Source organism: Pseudomonas sp. V88_4 (genome assembly GCF_029967985.1).
Lineage (GTDB): Bacteria > Pseudomonadota > Gammaproteobacteria > Pseudomonadales > Pseudomonadaceae > Aquipseudomonas > Aquipseudomonas glycinae.
Genome location: NZ_JASCAF010000028.1, coordinates 120534 through 134802 on the forward strand (window position 1 = coordinate 120534; position 14269 = coordinate 134802).

Genomic DNA, 14269 nt, shown 5'->3' on the forward strand with positions numbered 1-14269 from the left:
TGGCGGCAGCGGGACGCCTATAGTCGTGATGAGGCCTCAGGAAGTCAATTGCATGTGTTACCGCATTGTTACGAGGGGAGTGTTACCGGCGTTACTGATGCGATTCAGCGGGCCGGCGGGCCTGATCTGCGGGGTTTTTGTCCTACAAGAACGCAAAATGCGGGAGCCGATTGGCTCCCGCATCAGCGGTGTGTGTCAGGCGTGGGAGAGGCGTTCGAGGCCGACGAACGGGCAGGCTGCGAGAAGATCGGCGAGGGTGCGGCCATCGGCCAGACGCAGATCCTCGGGCGCCAGTTCGGCCAGGGGATAGAGAACGAACGCGCGCTCCTGCATGTGGTAATGCGGGACTTTGAGGCGTGGTTCGTCGATCAGGCGATCACCGAACAGCAGGATGTCCAGATCCAGCGTGCGCGGGCCCCAGCGCTCCAGGCGTTCGCGGCCCTGACCGTTTTCGATCGCCTGCAAGGCATCGAGCAGATCCAGCGGGGCGAGCGCACTGTCGAGCGCCGCGACCGCGTTGGTGTAACGCGGTTGGCCCGGCAGCAGTGAGTCGCTCTGATAAAACGCGGAGACGCCGACCAGTTTGGTATCGGGCATTCGCCCCAGCGCGTCGACCGCGCTGCGCAGTTGTTCGGCCGGGTCAGCCAGGTTGCTGCCCATGCCGATGTAGATGCGTTCCATGCCTTATTCGCCCGTGGCGCTCGGTGCGCCGGCGCGTTTGCGCTTGGAACCGCTGCTGCGGCGACGCTTGCGCGGTGCGCCACTGGCGTCATCACCCTTGCCGCTCAGGTCGCGGATCATGTCGCGACGTTCGCTGTCGTTGGCGTCCTGATAATCGGTCCACCACTCGCCCAGGCCATCGGTCTGCTCGCCAGCGCTTTCACGCAGCAGCAGGAAGTCGTAGCCGGCGCGGAAGCGCGGATTGTCCAGCAGCAGGTCGGCGCGTTTGCCGCTGCGGCGTGGCAGGCGTTCCTGCATGTCCCAGATCTCGCGGATCGGCATGGTGAAGCGTTTTGGAATTGCAATGCGCTGGCACTGTTCGGCGATCAGTTCGTGAGCGCCTTCCTGCATCGCCGGAATCGGCGGCATGCCGCGCTCTTGCAGACGCAACACGCGGGCCGGCAGGGCAGGCCACAGCAGCGCGGCGAACAGGAACGCCGGGGTCACCGGTTTGTTCTGCTTGATCCGCAGGTCGGTGTTGGTCAGTGCTTCGCTGATCAGCGTGTGGGTGTATTCCGGGTTGTGTTCCAGCGCATCGGCACTGGCCGGGAACAGCGGCGCGAACAGTTGCAGGTCGACCAGCATCTCGAAGGTGATGGCGCCATGACCGGAGAGGAACAGCTTGAGCACTTCCTCGAACAGGCGGGCCGACGGAATCTCGCGCAGCATCGGCGCCAGTTCGCGGATCGGCTGGACAGTGTGCTTCTCGATACCGAAATTGAGCTTGGCGGCGAAACGCACGGCCCGCAGCATCCGCACCGGGTCTTCCTGGTAACGCTGCTTCGGGTCGCCAATCAGACGGATCAGGTGATTGCGGATGTCGTGCACGCCGTTGGCGTAGTCGAGGATGCGCTCGCTGACCGGGTCGTAATACAGGGCGTTGATGGTGAAGTCGCGGCGTTGCGCGTCTTCTTCCAGGGTGCCGTAGACGTTGTCACGCAGAATGCGCCCGCTCTCGTTGCGCGAAGACTGGTTGCTGTCTTCGTCGTCTTCGTTTTGCGGGTGATTGGCGCGGAAAGTCGCGACTTCGATGATTTCGCGACCGAAATGGATGTGTACCAGCTTGAAGCGGCGGCCGATGATCCGCGCATTGCGGAATTCGGCGCGGACCTGCTCGGGGGTGGCGCTGGTGGCGACGTCGTAGTCTTTGGGCGTGATGCCAAGCAACATGTCTCGCACGCAACCGCCAACCAGGTAGGCCTGGTAGCCGGCGCCCTGCAGACGTTCGACGATGTTGACCGCGTATCGGCTGAATTGCGCCTTCTGCAGCGAATGTTGGCCGCTGTTGAGGACTTCAGGCGTGCTACGGATGTGTTGCGTACGACGCAGGGGAGTTCGGAATGACTGGAACAGCTTCTTCAGCATGGGATGCACTGTTTGAAGGAATGTTCGGCCATACCAGAGAATGACCGCATGATGGGCCGGGATTCTAGCATTTAGTCGAGGGATGGTGTAGGACGCTGCCGTTTTGCGCTGCAAGCCGCAGGCTAGAGGGGGTGAAGATGCGTCAGAAGGGGAGATTTGCCGTCAAGGAGAAACTACAAGGGGAGCCGAAGCTCCCCAAGAAGTAGTTGCGTGCTCTTTTTATTATTGATTCGGGCTTCTTGTTTTTGTTGAGTGCCCTCGCCATGAAGCTTTTCCTTCATGACCCTCCCAATCGGGAGCCAAGAGCAAACGGATTGCTTTGGTCGCTGTGTTGCAGTGATCTTGCGATCCAACCAGTACAGGCTCTGTCTTAAGACAGTTTTTGTTGTTCTCGGCCTGGTCGTGGGGCTAGCCCCAAATACAACGCCTCTCCAAAAGAATCAGTTAGCTGCGCCTCTCGCCGTCTTGTTTTTATTGTGCGTGAGTCGATTCGTCTTATTTTTATTGTCTTGTGCATTGCTTGTTATTGTTCTTGTACCAAACATATAGCAGGTGCCGTGCCAACTTTTGCGAACCCCAATAAAACAAGGGGTTAGGTCGATATAACCGTTTTCGCAGGGCGAAAAAAAGCCGGGGTTTCGTTACCGATAACCCCGGCTTCTGTTACGTGAAAAGACTGAGGTAACAGTTTTTTCACATCGTCAACCGTTACCCGCACACCCGACAGGTAACGTTCAGCTCTCGCTGGCGACCCCGGTCTTGCGCCGTGGAATGCCCAGACGCTGACGACGCTCCCACAGGCATTTGCGGCTGACGCCCAGTTTGCGCGCCAGTTCGGTCTCGGTCATGTGGTCCTGATGCTCGAGTACGAAGTGCTGGAAGTAGTCTTCCAGTGACAGGTCTTCGGTCGGTTCGTGGCTGCTGTTGCTGGCGTTACCCGGCGTCTGCGCCGGAAGGCCGATGAATTCGTCGTCCTCCAGATCGCCCAGCTCGATGTCGATGCCCAGCAGGTCGGCAGATATTTCCGGGCTTTCGCTCAGAATCACCGCGCGCTCGACGGCGTTTTCCAGCTCCCGTACGTTACCTGGCCAGGAGTAGTGCCGGATCGCCTGTTCGGCATCGGCGGCAAATTTCAGGTCGGTGCGGTTGATGCGCGCGCTCTGACGAGCGAGGAACGCATTGGCGATTTCGTTGACGTCGGCGCCGCGTTCGCGCAGGGCCGGCAGTTTCAACGCGATCACGTGCAGGCGGTAGTACAAGTCTTCACGGAACTGGCCGATTTTCGCCAGGCTCTTGAGGTCGCGGTGGGTCGCCGCGATCAAGCGAACATCGACCTTTTGCGACTGGACCGAGCCCACCCGGCGAATTTCGCCTTCCTGCAACACGCGCAGCAGGCGAGCCTGGGCTTCCAGCGGCAACTCGCCGATTTCGTCGAGGAACAGCGTGCCGCCGTCCGCCGCTTCCACCAGACCGGCGCGACCGGCGCTGGCACCGGTGAACGCGCCTTTCTCGTGACCGAACAGTTCGGACTCGATCAGGCTTTCCGGAATGGCGGCGCAGTTCACCGAGATCATCGGCGCCTTGGCGCGTTTCGACAGGTTGTGCAGGGCACGGGCCACCAGCTCTTTACCGGTACCGGACTCACCCTGGATCAATACGTTGGAATCGGTCGGCGCGACTTTACGGATCTTGCCGTAAAGATCCTGCATCGGCGGACACGAACCGATGATGCCGATCTCGCCATTACTATTGTCGATGGCGGATTTGCCGCTGCCATTGGCTGATTTGGCGGGAGCCGCTTCGCCGGCGGCAGGCGCCGACTGGCGATCACGCAGGATCCGCGCGACAGCCTGAAGCATTTCATCGTGGTCGAAGGGCTTGGCGATGTAATCCACCGCGCCCATCTTCATCGAGTCGACCGCCGAGCGCAGGCTCGCGTAGCTGGTCATGATCAGCACCGGCGTGCCTTGGCCGAGCTTGATCAGCTCGGTGCCGGGAGCGCCCGGCAGACGCAGGTCGCTGACGATCAGATCGAATGTGGGAATACTGAAGCGTTCTTGTGCTTCCTGCACTGAACCGGCTTCGCTGACCTGGTACTGGTTGCGTTCCAGCAGGCGGCGCAAGGCGGAGCGGATAATGGTTTCGTCTTCGACGATCAAAATGTGCGGCATTGATTCGATACTCTCGACGGTCTCAGTTCACAGCGGACGTCGCTTCGACATGGCGCGGCAATGTCACCCGGATACGGGTGCCGCGCTGGCTCTGAACATCAGCCGGGCTGTCGATGGTGATTTGTCCATAATGCTCTTCAACGATGGAATAGACCAGTGCAAGGCCCAGACCGGTGCCTTCGCCAGGATCCTTGGTGGTGAAGAAGGGTTCGAACAATCGGTCCATGATGCTCGACGGAATACCGCTGCCTTCGTCTTCGACGATCAGATCGACCGTGTGTTCGCCGGCTTCGCTCTTGACCCGCACCGCACTGCCGGCAGGCGAGGCATCACGGGCGTTGGAGAGCAGATTGATCAGCACCTGGGCGAGCCGCTGCGGATCGCCTTCGACCCAGTGGTCGGGATCGCACAGGTTGTAGAACTGGACTTCGAAATTGCGCCGGTTGAGGGCCAGCAGGCCGATGGCGTCCTGGGCGACTTCCGCCAGACAGACGGGCTCGTCGCTGTGCTGATGGCTGCCGGCGTGGGCGAAACTCATCAGCGACTGGACGATGCGTGACACGCGTTTGGTCTGTTCGAGGATCTGGCCGCTGATTTCCGTCAGCTCACCGTCCTCTTCGCGCTCTTCCCGCAGATTCTGCGCCAGACAGGCGATGCCGGTGATCGGGTTGCCGATTTCGTGGGCCACACCCGCCGCCAGTCGACCGATGCTGGCCAGGCGCTCGGAATGCACCAGTTTGTCTTCAAGCATCTGGGTCTCGGTCAGGTCTTCAACCAGCAGCACCAGGCCGCTATTGCCCGGCGCGAGAGGCTCGTCGATCGCTGCTTTGTGCAGGTTCAGCCAACGGGTCTGACCGTCGAGGGCCAAATGCTGTTTGTGCAAATGCTCGTCCGGCAGATGGATGAAGCCTTGCAACAGATCTTTCCACGGATTGGCGATAGTGCTCAGGCGCGAGCCGACCACCCGTTGCGCAGCAATTCCGGTCAGTTCTTCCATGGCCTTGTTCCACATCAGGATCTCCTGATCCTTGGCCAGCGAGCAGACGCCCATCGGCAGTTCCTGCAGGGTCTGGCGGTGGTAGCGGCGCAAGGCGTCGAGCTCGGCCGCCAGACCGGTCAGGCGCGAGTGGTAGTCCTCGAGGCGGCTTTCGATGAAGTGGATGTCTTCGGTGACGTAGTTTTCACCGCCGGCCTTATATGGCAGGAAGGTTTCCACCATGTCCTGGGCGACGCTTGGCCCCATCAGGCCGGAGAGGTTGGCTTCGATCCGGTCACGCAGGCGGCGCAAGGCATAAGGGCGGCGCTCGTCGAATGGCAGATAAAGATCGCGCAGGGCCTGTTCGACTTCTTTCTGCGCAGCCTTGGCGCCCAGCGGCTTGGCCAGTTGCGTGGCGAATTCCTGCGGCGAGGCTGCGTGCAATTCGCGGCGCTGCGGGCGACGTACGTTGTCCACCGCGCAGGCTTCGGCGGCGCTGGCCTCTTCAGGGCTGGCATTGGTGAACAGCGAAATCAGCGTGAACATCAGGACGTTGGCCGCCAGCGAGGCAATGGCCGCCATGTGCCAACTGGTGTCGTCCAGCACGTAGATCATGTTCAGCAACGGAATATAGAAACCCTGCAGATTGCCGACCAGCGGCAACAGCATGGTCACCACCCACACCACGATCCCCGCCAGCAGACCGGCGATAAAGCCGCGGCGATTGGCGGTCGGCCAGTACAGCACTGACAGCACGCCCGGCAGGAATTGCAGGGTGGCAACAAACGCGACGATGCCGAGATTGGCCAGGTCCTGCTCGGCGCCCAGCATCAGATAGAAGCAGAAACCGGCCATGATGATCGCGACGATCAGCGCCCGGCGGGTCCATTTCAGCCAGCGATAGATATTGCCCTCGGCCGGCGGCTGGTAAAGCGGCAGCACCAGGTGGTTCAGGGCCATGCCCGACAGGGCCAGCGTCGTGACGATGATCAGGCCGCTGGCCGCCGATAGACCGCCGACATACGCCAGCAACGCCAGCGACTTGCTGTTGGCGGCGATGCCGATGCCGAGGGTGAAGTATTCCGGATTGGTGGTGGCCCCGAGTTTCAGGCCGGCCCAGAGAATCAGCGGCACGGCCAGGCTCATCAACAGCAGGAACAGCGGCAGGCCCCAGCTTGCGCTGACCAGCGAGCGCGGGTTGAGGTTTTCGGTGAAGGTCATGTGATACATGTGCGGCATCACGATCGCCGAGGCGAAAAACACCAGCAGCAACGTGCGCCACGGGCCTTCCTGCAATGGCGTGTGCAGGGCGGCAAGGGCGGTCTGATTCTGCAGCAGCCACAGTTCAAGCTGTTGCGGGCCGTCGAATACACCGTACAGCGCATAGAGGCCGACGCCACCGAGGGCCGCCAGTTTGATCACCGATTCAAAGGCAATCGCGAACACCAGCCCTTCGTGCTTTTCACGGGTGGCGATGTGACGGGAGCCGAAGAAGATCGTGAACAGAATGATCAGCGCACAGAACGCCAGGGCCACGCGATTCTGCACCGGTTCGCCGGTGAGGATGCCGATGGAATCGGCCACGGCCTGGATCTGCAACGCCAGCAACGGCAAGACGCCGATCAGCATGAAAATTGTGGTCAGCGCACCGGCCCAGGTGCTGCGGAAGCGGAAGGCGAACAGATCCGCCAGCGACGACAGTTGATAGGTGCGGGTGATCTTGAGGATCGGGTACAGCAGCACTGGCGCCAGCAGAAACGCGCCGGATACCCCGAGATAACTGGACAGAAAACCGTAGCCGTACTGATAGGCCAGACCGACCGTGCCATAGAACGCCCACGCACTGGCGTAGACCCCCAGCGACAGGGTGTAGGTCAGCGGATGGCGAATGATCGCCCGCGGGATCATGCCCCGTTCACTGATCCACGCCACGCCGAACAACGCGGCCAGGTAGGCGGCGCTGATCAGCAGCATCTGGGTCAGGCTAAAGCTCATCGGCATCTTTTTGGCTCTGCAGGATGAAGGTCACGACGATCAGGATCAGCCAGAGCAGATAAGGGCGATACCAGGCGCCCGTGGCGTCGATCCACCAATCCATGATGGCAGGAGAAAACAGGTAGATCCCCACGACCAGAAGCAGGACCAAGCGATAGATGTACATCCCGGCCTCTCTTTTTTATGCGCGTGCCCGAAAACGTGCGGCGATGGTAACGGATGGGCGCGCCACTGCAAGTCTCGTCACAGCAGTTGCGCTTCGGGCAGGGTCAGTGTGCGCGGGATTTTCAAGGCATCCCAGTGGGCGCTGCCCCAGTTCAACAGTTCCTGCGGCGAGGCGTGGACCAGTTCGGGCTCCGGGTTTTGCCCCAGTGCACGCAAGGCCCGTAGCAGCAATGGCGTGGCCTGATCGGCTTCAAGCGGTGGCGAGCGGTATGACTTGCCGAGCTTGTTACCGTCCGGCTGGGTAATCAGTGGCAGATGCAGATAGCGCGGTTGGCGCAGGCCCAGCAGTTCCTGCAGATAGAGCTGGCGCGGCGTGGAGTCAAGCAGATCGGCGCCGCGCACGATGTCGGTGATGCCCTGCCAGGCGTCGTCCAGCACCACCGCCAGTTGGTAGGCGTAGAGGCCGTCGCGGCGGCGGATCACGAAATCTCCCACGTCGCGGCCCAGATGCTGGCGGTATTCGCCCTGCACCCGGTCGATGAAGTGGTATTCCAGCTCCGGCACGCGCAGGCGAATCGCCGCGTCTTCCTGGCCATGGCCGGCATTGCGGCACAGCCCCGGATAAATGCCGTGGTACGGCTCCAATTGTTTGCGCGAACAGGTGCAGGCGTACGCCAGGCCGTGATTGAACAGGCTGTCGAGCACTTGGGCGTAGGCCTCGTTCCGGTCGCTCTGGCGAACCATCTCGCCGTCCCATTCGAAGCCATAGCTTTCCAGCGCTTTGAGAATCGCCGCTTGCGCGCCCGGCTCTTCGCGAGGCGGATCGAGGTCTTCCATGCGCACCAGCCAGTGGCCGCCCACCGAGCGTGCGTCCAGATAAGAGGCCAGGGCGGCGACCAGCGAACCGAAGTGCAGGTGCCCGCTGGGGGTCGGGGCGAAGCGGCCAATGTAGGCGGGGGAGGAGTTGGCAGTCATGAGGGCGATGTTACTTGAAGAGTAAAAAACGGCAGAAACAAAAACGGAGCGTTCGCACGCTCCGTTTTTCGTTCAGGTCGGGATTATTTGCCGACCTGCTTTTCCTTGATTTCCGCCAGGTTCTTGCAGTCGACACACATGTCGGCAGTCGGACGGGCTTCGAGGCGCTTGACGCCGATCTCGATGCCGCAAGAGTCGCACCAGCCGTACTCTTCGTCTTCGATCAGTTGCAGGGTCTTGTCGATCTTCTTGATCAGTTTGCGCTCGCGGTCGCGGGCGCGCAGCTCGAGAGCGAACTCTTCTTCCTGGCTGGCACGGTCGGCCGGATCAGGAAAGTTGGCCGCTTCGTCTTTCATGTGATCAACAGTACGGTCGACTTCCTGCATCAAGTCCAGTTTCCACTTGGTCAGGATCTTGGTGAAGTGCGCACGCATAGGCGCGCCCATGTACTCTTCGCCCTCTTTAGGGACGTAGGGTTCGAAACCGCTGAGTGTCTGACTTGCCTGTTGCTTTGCTTGGGTGGGCATGAAATGGACCGCCTCTACTCTTGTAATCCATTGCGCAGGATTGCTCCATCACCGACACCTGCCGGCCCTGCGGCTGCAAGCGGGCGAACTTACCAGATCAATTCGACCCGCGCTACTCCCGGATGTCGAGCGCGTGGCCGAGGGGACTTGCAAATGTTTGCCAAGCCATGTCCGGCGGTGCTGCAAACCTGCTCAATCACTGATTTTAGTCAATCCTGGAGCGTACGCGCGGGTCGTTACAGTCCAGTGTTCTTGAGGCTGTGACCGCTGCGGGTTCTCGCTCGTTCCGGCAGATGGGTAGAATCGTTTCTTTTCCCTCGTTGAAGGAAGGCCAATGGCTCAGCCCTACAGTGCGCGCAGTCGTGCGATCGAACCGTTCCATGTCATGGCGTTGCTGGCGCGGGCCAATGAATTGCAGGCCGCCGGCCACGACGTGATCCACCTGGAAATCGGCGAACCGGACTTCACTACCGCCGAGCCGATCATCCGCGCCGGCCAGCAAGCCCTGACGGCGGGGAAAACCCGCTACACCGCGGCCCGTGGCATTCCCGAACTGCGTGAGGCGATTTCCGGCTTCTATCAGACGCGCTACGGCCTGAACATCGATCCTCGGCGGATTCTGATCACTCCTGGCGGTTCCGGTGCGTTGCTGCTGGCCAGCGCGTTGCTGGTGGATCCGGGCAAGCACTGGCTGCTGGCCGACCCCGGCTATCCTTGCAACCGGCATTTTCTGCGACTGGTCGAAGGCGCGGCGCAGCTTGTGCCGGTGGGCCCGGACGTGCGTTATCAACTGACGCCGGACCTGGTGGCGCGCCACTGGGATCACGACAGCGTCGGTGCGCTGGTCGCTTCGCCAGCCAATCCGACCGGTACGATTCTGACCCGCGATGAGCTGGCCGGTTTATCCACAGCCATCAAGGCGCGTCACGGGCATCTGGTGGTGGACGAGATCTATCACGGCCTGACTTATGGCACCGACGCCGCCAGTGTGCTGGAAGTGGACGACAGCGCCTTTGTCCTCAACAGTTTCTCCAAATATTTCGGCATGACCGGGTGGCGCCTCGGCTGGCTGGTGGCGCCGGACGCAGCGGTCAGTGAGCTGGAAAAACTCGCGCAGAATCTCTACATCAGCGCGCCAAGCATGGCCCAACACGCAGCGCTGGCCTGTTTCGAGCCGGACACCATCGCGATTCTCGAAGAGCGCCGCGCCGAATTCGGCCGTCGCCGTGACTTCCTGCTGCCGGCATTGCGGGAGCTGGGCTTCAACATTGCCGTGGAGCCGGAAGGCGCGTTCTATTTGTATGCCGATATCAGCCAGTTCGGCGGCGATGCCTTCGCGTTCTGCCGGCATTTCCTTGAAACCGAACATGTAGCGTTTACTCCGGGGCTGGATTTCGGTCGCTACCAGGCCGGTCATCACGTGCGCTTTGCCTACACGCAAAACCTCCCTCGCTTACAGGAAGCGGTGGAACGCATTGCTCGTGGCTTGAAGAGCTGGCAAGGCTGATGCGCTTTCATCCTCCGCTCGAAGAAGGCCGGTTGATCCGGCGTTACAAGCGTTTTCTCGCCGACATCGAAACCGTTGGCGGCGAATTGCTGACCATTCACTGCCCGAACACCGGCTCGATGCTCAATTGCCAGGTCGAGGGCGGGCAGGTCTGGTTCAGTCGCTCCACAGATCCGAAACGCAAACTGCCCGGTACTTGGGAAGTCGGTGAAACCCCGCAGGGCCGGCTGTTTTGCGTCAACACCGGACGCGCCAACGCACTGGTCGAAGAAGCCTTGCAGGCCGGTGTCATCAGCGAATTGAACGGATTTACCGGGCTCAAACGCGAGGTGGCGTACGGGCAGGAAAAGAGCCGGATCGATTTTCGCCTCGACTACCCGACGGGCCCGGCGTACGTGGAAGTGAAAAGTGTCACGCTGGGTTTCGACGGCACGGCGGTCGCGGCATTTCCCGATGCAGTGACCGATCGTGGCGCCAAGCATTTGCGTGAGCTGGCGCACCTGGCCCGGGACGGGATTCGCGCGGTGCAGTTGTACTGCGTCAATCTCACGGGTATCGAAGCAGTGCGTCCTGCCGAGGAAATCGACTCGGCCTACGCCGCTGCGCTGCGAGAGGCGGTGGCGTGCGGGGTCGAAGTCCTGGCGTACGGCGTGCGGTTGAGCCATGAAGAGATGGTGATCGACCGGCGGCTGGACGTGCTGCTCAACGGTTAGACATCGATCCACAGCCCTTGCGCGTCTTCATGGCAAGGGATGGCCGTCAACGATTGCCCGGCGCAGGGGCCGGCGACGCATTCTCCGTCCTCGATCAGAAACAGTGCGCCGTGGGTCGCGCACTGGATCAGGCTGTTGCTCGGGTCGAGAAACTGGTCGGGGTGCCATTCCAGGCCAACGCCCCGATGCGGGCAGCGATTGAGGTAGACATACGCCTGCCCCGCACGGCGCACGGCCAACAGTTTTTTTCCGTCGATATCGAAACCGCGACTGCCGCCTTCAATCAGATCGGCACCCGCGCAAAGAAACTTCATGGCTATCCTCAAGAGTCGGCTCGTGTCCGGATATGTCCGAGCTTGACGTTCAAATGCAAACAATTATCAAATGGCCGCCTTCGCCCGTAGCGAGGTGAGCGCTACCGAGGATACTTGGCCTGCCGTTCCGATGCCCGGGAAAACCTTTCAAGGAAGCTGTCTATGCGCCTGAGTACCCGCGTTGCTGTGCTGTGTGTCGGACTTTTGGTCAGCCACCAGGCTGCAGCGGCCGAGTTGCCGCAACGTTGGGTCAGCGCTGGCGGCGCCTTGTCGGAGTGGGTGAGTGCACTGGGGGGTGAAGCCAAACTGGTGGGGGTCGACACCACCAGCCAACATCCGCAGTCCCTCAAGTCGCTGCCGAGCATCGGCTACCAGCGCAGCCTGTCGGCCGAAGGCATTCTCAGCCTGCGCCCGGACATCCTCATCGGCACCGAAGAAATGGGCCCGCCGCCAGTGATCTCGCAGGTGCGCAGCGCCAAGGTGCAGGTGGAATTGTTCTCGGCTCAGCCGGATCTGCCGACGCTGGAGAAAAACGTCACCCATCTGGGGCAGTTGCTGGGCGCTGAAAGCCAGGCCGCGCAATTGCTACAACGTTATCAACAGCAACTTGATGCGCAAAAGGCGCGTGTGGCGCAAGCGCAGACTAAACAGAAAGCGCCGGGCGTGCTGTTGCTGCTCGGACATGCTGGCGGCAAGCCGCTGATCGCCGGCAAAGACACCGCCGCCGATTGGCTACTGCAAAAAGCGGGCGGGCATAACCTTGCGACCCACACCGGTTACAAGCCGTTTTCCGTGGAGTCCCTGGCCAGTCTCGATCCTGAAGTGCTGGTGTTCGCTGACCGTGCGCTGACCGGCGAGGCGGCGAAAGCGGCGCTGTTCAAGGAAAACCCGATCCTCAATTCCAGCCGTGCGGCCAGGACCGGACGGGTGCTGGAGCTGGACCCTACGCTGCTGGTCGGCGGGCTTGGGCCGCGTTTGCCGGCTGCGCTGAAGACCCTGTCTGACGGCTTCTATCCGGCCCAGAGCAGCCAATGACTACGCTGGTCAAACCCCGCGGTTTGTTCATCGGCCTGATCCTGCTGTGTCTGCTGGCGATCTGGTTGTCGCTGGCATTGGGGCCGGTGAGTCTGCCGTTGTTCGATACCTTGCGCGCTGCCCTGCGCATGATCGGTGTGCCGCTGGCGCCGGACGGGTTGGAGCAGGCTGAACTGATTCTCGGGCAGATTCGTCTGCCGCGTACGCTGCTCGGGTTGGCAGTTGGCGGTGTGCTGGCGCTGTCCGGGGTGGCGATGCAGGGGCTGTTTCGCAATCCGCTGGCGGATCCAGGTTTGGTTGGCGTCTCGAGCGGCGCGGCGTTGGGCGCGGCGGTGGCGATTGTCGGTGGTTCGTTTTTTGGCGGATTGCCGGAGTGGTTCGGGCCTTACCTGCTGTCGGTGTGTGCGTTTCTCGGTGGTCTGGGTGTGACGGCGCTGGTCTATCGACTCGGCCGCCGTAATGGGCAGACCAATGTGGCGACCATGTTGCTGGCGGGGATTGCCCTGACGGCGCTGGCCAGTTCGGCGGTGGGGCTGTTTACCTATCTGGCCGACGACGCGACATTGCGCACATTGACGTTCTGGAACCTGGGCAGCCTCAACGGTGCAAGTTATGCGCGATTGTGGCCGCTGCTGATCATCACCGCTGGTGTTGCGCTTTGGCTTCCACGTCGGGCGAAGGCGCTCAATGCGTTGCTGCTCGGCGAATCGGAAGCCGGGCATCTGGGAATCGATGTCGAACGGCTCAAGCGCGAGCTGGTGTTCTGCACGGCGCTCGGCGTTGGCGCAGCGGTGGCGGCGGCAGGGATGATCGGTTTCGTCGGGCTGGTGGTGCCGCATCTGGTGCGCTTGCTCGCCGGGCCGGATCACCGGGTGTTGCTGCCGGCATCGGTGCTGGCCGGAGCCAGTCTGTTGCTGCTGGCGGATCTGGTTGCGCGGCTGGCGCTCGCACCGGCGGAACTGCCGATCGGCATCGTCACCGCGTTCATCGGTGCGCCGTTCTTCCTTTATCTGTTGCTGCGAGGGCGTGCCTGATGCTGTGTGCGCACAATCTGCACATCCGCCGTGGCCGCAAGACCGTTCTGGCCGACGTCAGCCTGCAACTCGAACCGGGCGAAGTGCTTGGCGTGCTGGGGCCGAATGGCGCCGGCAAAAGCACCTTGCTCGGCGCGTTGTGCGGTGAGCTGAGCGCACACGAAGGGGAAGTGCTGCTGGACGGTGAGGCATTGAGCCATTGGAGCGGCACTCAGCGTGCTCAGCGGCTGGCGGTGTTGCCACAGGTGTCGACACTGGACTTTGCCTTTCCTGTCGAAGAAGTGGTCGGCATGGGGCGTCTGCCATATCAGAGCGGACGGGGGCGCGATGACCAGATCGTCGCTGCCGCATTACGGGCCGCCGATGCCGGACACCTGAGTGGCCGCAGTTATCTGGCGCTGTCCGGTGGCGAGCGTCAGCGGGTGCATCTGGCGCGGGTGCTGGCGCAACTCTGGCCGGGACAGGCGGGACAGACGTTGCTGCTCGACGAGCCGACCTCGATGCTTGACCCGTTGCATCAACACACGACGCTGCAAGCGGTGCGCGAATTTGCCGATCGCGGCGCGGCGGTGCTGGTGATCCTGCATGATCTGAATCTGGCGGCGCGCTATTGTGATCGGATCCTGCTGCTGGAAGGCGGGCGGCCGGTCGCACTGGATACACCGCAGCAGGTCTTGCGCCCGGAATCGCTGAAGGCGGTTTTCGGTCTGGAAGTATTGGTGCAGCAGCACCCGGAGCGCGGGCATCCGCTGATCATCGCCCGCTGATTTCA

13 protein-coding genes are annotated in these 14269 nt (G+C 61.8%); 5 read left to right on the forward strand and 8 right to left on the reverse strand.

Going from position 1 to position 14269, the window contains the following annotated elements; genetic code table 11:
• Positions 1 to 195 precede the first annotated feature (195 nt).
• The 7 genes from folK to dksA all read right to left on the reverse strand — a co-directional run bounded on the left by folK (position 196) and on the right by dksA (position 8894).
• Entirely contained in the window at positions 196 to 681 is a 486-nt protein-coding gene (gene folK, locus QLG12_RS08535; RefSeq protein ID WP_197870631.1) for a 2-amino-4-hydroxy-6-hydroxymethyldihydropteridine diphosphokinase, read from the reverse strand.
• 3 nt (positions 682 to 684) lie between these two features.
• Positions 685 to 2085, reverse strand: coding sequence for a polynucleotide adenylyltransferase PcnB (locus QLG12_RS08540; RefSeq protein WP_282474312.1), 1401 nt, complete (start codon positions 2083 to 2085; stop codon positions 685 to 687).
• A 734-nt stretch (positions 2086 to 2819) separates the two neighbouring features.
• Positions 2820 to 4256 carry a sigma-54 dependent transcriptional regulator gene (locus QLG12_RS08545; protein ID WP_197870633.1) on the reverse strand — a complete coding sequence of 479 codons (1437 nt, stop codon included), beginning with the start codon at positions 4254 to 4256 and terminating at the stop codon, positions 2820 to 2822.
• A 22-nt stretch (positions 4257 to 4278) separates the two neighbouring features.
• Positions 4279 to 7233: a sensor histidine kinase gene (locus tag QLG12_RS08550; RefSeq protein ID WP_007959612.1), complete on the reverse strand. Its 2955-nt coding sequence runs from the start codon at positions 7231 to 7233 to the stop codon at positions 4279 to 4281.
• A complete protein-coding gene (locus QLG12_RS08555; RefSeq protein ID WP_003176118.1) occupies positions 7217 to 7393 on the reverse strand; it encodes a hypothetical protein in 177 nt (58 codons plus the stop codon). The genes QLG12_RS08550 and QLG12_RS08555 overlap by 17 nt, the downstream gene beginning before the upstream one ends.
• A gap of 77 nt (positions 7394 to 7470) precedes the next feature.
• Positions 7471 to 8367 carry a tRNA glutamyl-Q(34) synthetase GluQRS gene (gluQRS, locus tag QLG12_RS08560; RefSeq protein WP_282474313.1) on the reverse strand — a complete coding sequence of 299 codons (897 nt, stop codon included), beginning with the start codon at positions 8365 to 8367 and terminating at the stop codon, positions 7471 to 7473.
• 83 nt (positions 8368 to 8450) lie between these two features.
• Positions 8451 to 8894 carry an RNA polymerase-binding protein DksA gene (gene dksA, locus QLG12_RS08565; protein ID WP_039771633.1) on the reverse strand — a complete coding sequence of 148 codons (444 nt, stop codon included), beginning with the start codon at positions 8892 to 8894 and terminating at the stop codon, positions 8451 to 8453.
• A gap of 334 nt (positions 8895 to 9228) precedes the next feature.
• Here dksA and QLG12_RS08570 point away from each other — a divergent pair, with 334 nt between their 5' ends.
• Both QLG12_RS08570 and sfsA read left to right on the forward strand, forming a co-directional pair.
• A complete protein-coding gene (locus QLG12_RS08570; protein ID WP_197870637.1) occupies positions 9229 to 10401 on the forward strand; it encodes a pyridoxal phosphate-dependent aminotransferase in 1173 nt (390 codons plus the stop codon).
• The gene (gene sfsA / locus QLG12_RS08575; RefSeq protein ID WP_197870639.1) at positions 10401 to 11114 is read left to right on the forward strand and encodes a DNA/RNA nuclease SfsA; all 714 of its coding nucleotides are present in this window, start codon (positions 10401 to 10403) and stop codon (positions 11112 to 11114) included. The genes QLG12_RS08570 and sfsA overlap by 1 nt, the downstream gene beginning before the upstream one ends.
• Here the strand turns inward: sfsA and QLG12_RS08580 are convergent.
• The gene (locus QLG12_RS08580; RefSeq protein WP_197870641.1) at positions 11111 to 11428 is read right to left on the reverse strand and encodes a Rieske (2Fe-2S) protein; all 318 of its coding nucleotides are present in this window, start codon (positions 11426 to 11428) and stop codon (positions 11111 to 11113) included. The genes sfsA and QLG12_RS08580 overlap by 4 nt on opposite strands.
• A gap of 162 nt (positions 11429 to 11590) precedes the next feature.
• Between QLG12_RS08580 and QLG12_RS08585 the strand changes: the two genes are divergently transcribed.
• From QLG12_RS08585 to QLG12_RS08595, 3 genes are read left to right on the forward strand one after another with little or no spacing between them, the layout of a single operon-like run.
• The gene (locus QLG12_RS08585) at positions 11591 to 12463 is read left to right on the forward strand and encodes an ABC transporter substrate-binding protein (RefSeq protein ID WP_197870644.1); all 873 of its coding nucleotides are present in this window, start codon (positions 11591 to 11593) and stop codon (positions 12461 to 12463) included.
• Positions 12464 to 12513: 50 nt separating this feature from the next.
• Entirely contained in the window at positions 12514 to 13497 is a 984-nt protein-coding gene (locus QLG12_RS08590) for an iron ABC transporter permease (RefSeq protein ID WP_170928972.1), read from the forward strand.
• On the forward strand, positions 13497 to 14264 hold the full coding sequence (locus QLG12_RS08595) for a heme ABC transporter ATP-binding protein (RefSeq protein WP_236194086.1): 768 nt from the start codon (positions 13497 to 13499) through the stop codon (positions 14262 to 14264). The genes QLG12_RS08590 and QLG12_RS08595 overlap by 1 nt, the downstream gene beginning before the upstream one ends.
• Positions 14265 to 14269 lie beyond the last annotated feature (5 nt).

Bases quoted from the DNA above. Each gene is read 5' to 3' on its own strand.
- folK (WP_197870631.1), bottom strand. From the start codon at position 681: ATGGAACGCATCTACATCGGCATGGGCAGCAACCTGGCTGACCCGGCC.
- QLG12_RS08540 (WP_282474312.1), bottom strand. From the start codon at position 2,085: ATGCTGAAGAAGCTGTTCCAGTCATTCCGAACTCCCCTGCGTCGTACG.
- QLG12_RS08545 (WP_197870633.1), bottom strand. From the start codon at position 4,256: ATGCCGCACATTTTGATCGTCGAAGACGAAACCATTATCCGCTCCGCC.
- QLG12_RS08550 (WP_007959612.1), bottom strand. From the start codon at position 7,233: ATGCCGATGAGCTTTAGCCTGACCCAGATGCTGCTGATCAGCGCCGCC.
- QLG12_RS08555 (WP_003176118.1), bottom strand. From the start codon at position 7,393: ATGTACATCTATCGCTTGGTCCTGCTTCTGGTCGTGGGGATCTACCTG.
- gluQRS (WP_282474313.1), bottom strand. From the start codon at position 8,367: ATGACTGCCAACTCCTCCCCCGCCTACATTGGCCGCTTCGCCCCGACC.
- dksA (WP_039771633.1), bottom strand. From the start codon at position 8,894: ATGCCCACCCAAGCAAAGCAACAGGCAAGTCAGACACTCAGCGGTTTC.
- QLG12_RS08570 (WP_197870637.1), top strand. From the start codon at position 9,229: ATGGCTCAGCCCTACAGTGCGCGCAGTCGTGCGATCGAACCGTTCCAT.
- sfsA (WP_197870639.1), top strand. From the start codon at position 10,401: ATGCGCTTTCATCCTCCGCTCGAAGAAGGCCGGTTGATCCGGCGTTAC.
- QLG12_RS08580 (WP_197870641.1), bottom strand. From the start codon at position 11,428: ATGAAGTTTCTTTGCGCGGGTGCCGATCTGATTGAAGGCGGCAGTCGC.
- QLG12_RS08585 (WP_197870644.1), top strand. From the start codon at position 11,591: ATGCGCCTGAGTACCCGCGTTGCTGTGCTGTGTGTCGGACTTTTGGTC.
- QLG12_RS08595 (WP_236194086.1), top strand. From the start codon at position 13,497: ATGCTGTGTGCGCACAATCTGCACATCCGCCGTGGCCGCAAGACCGTT.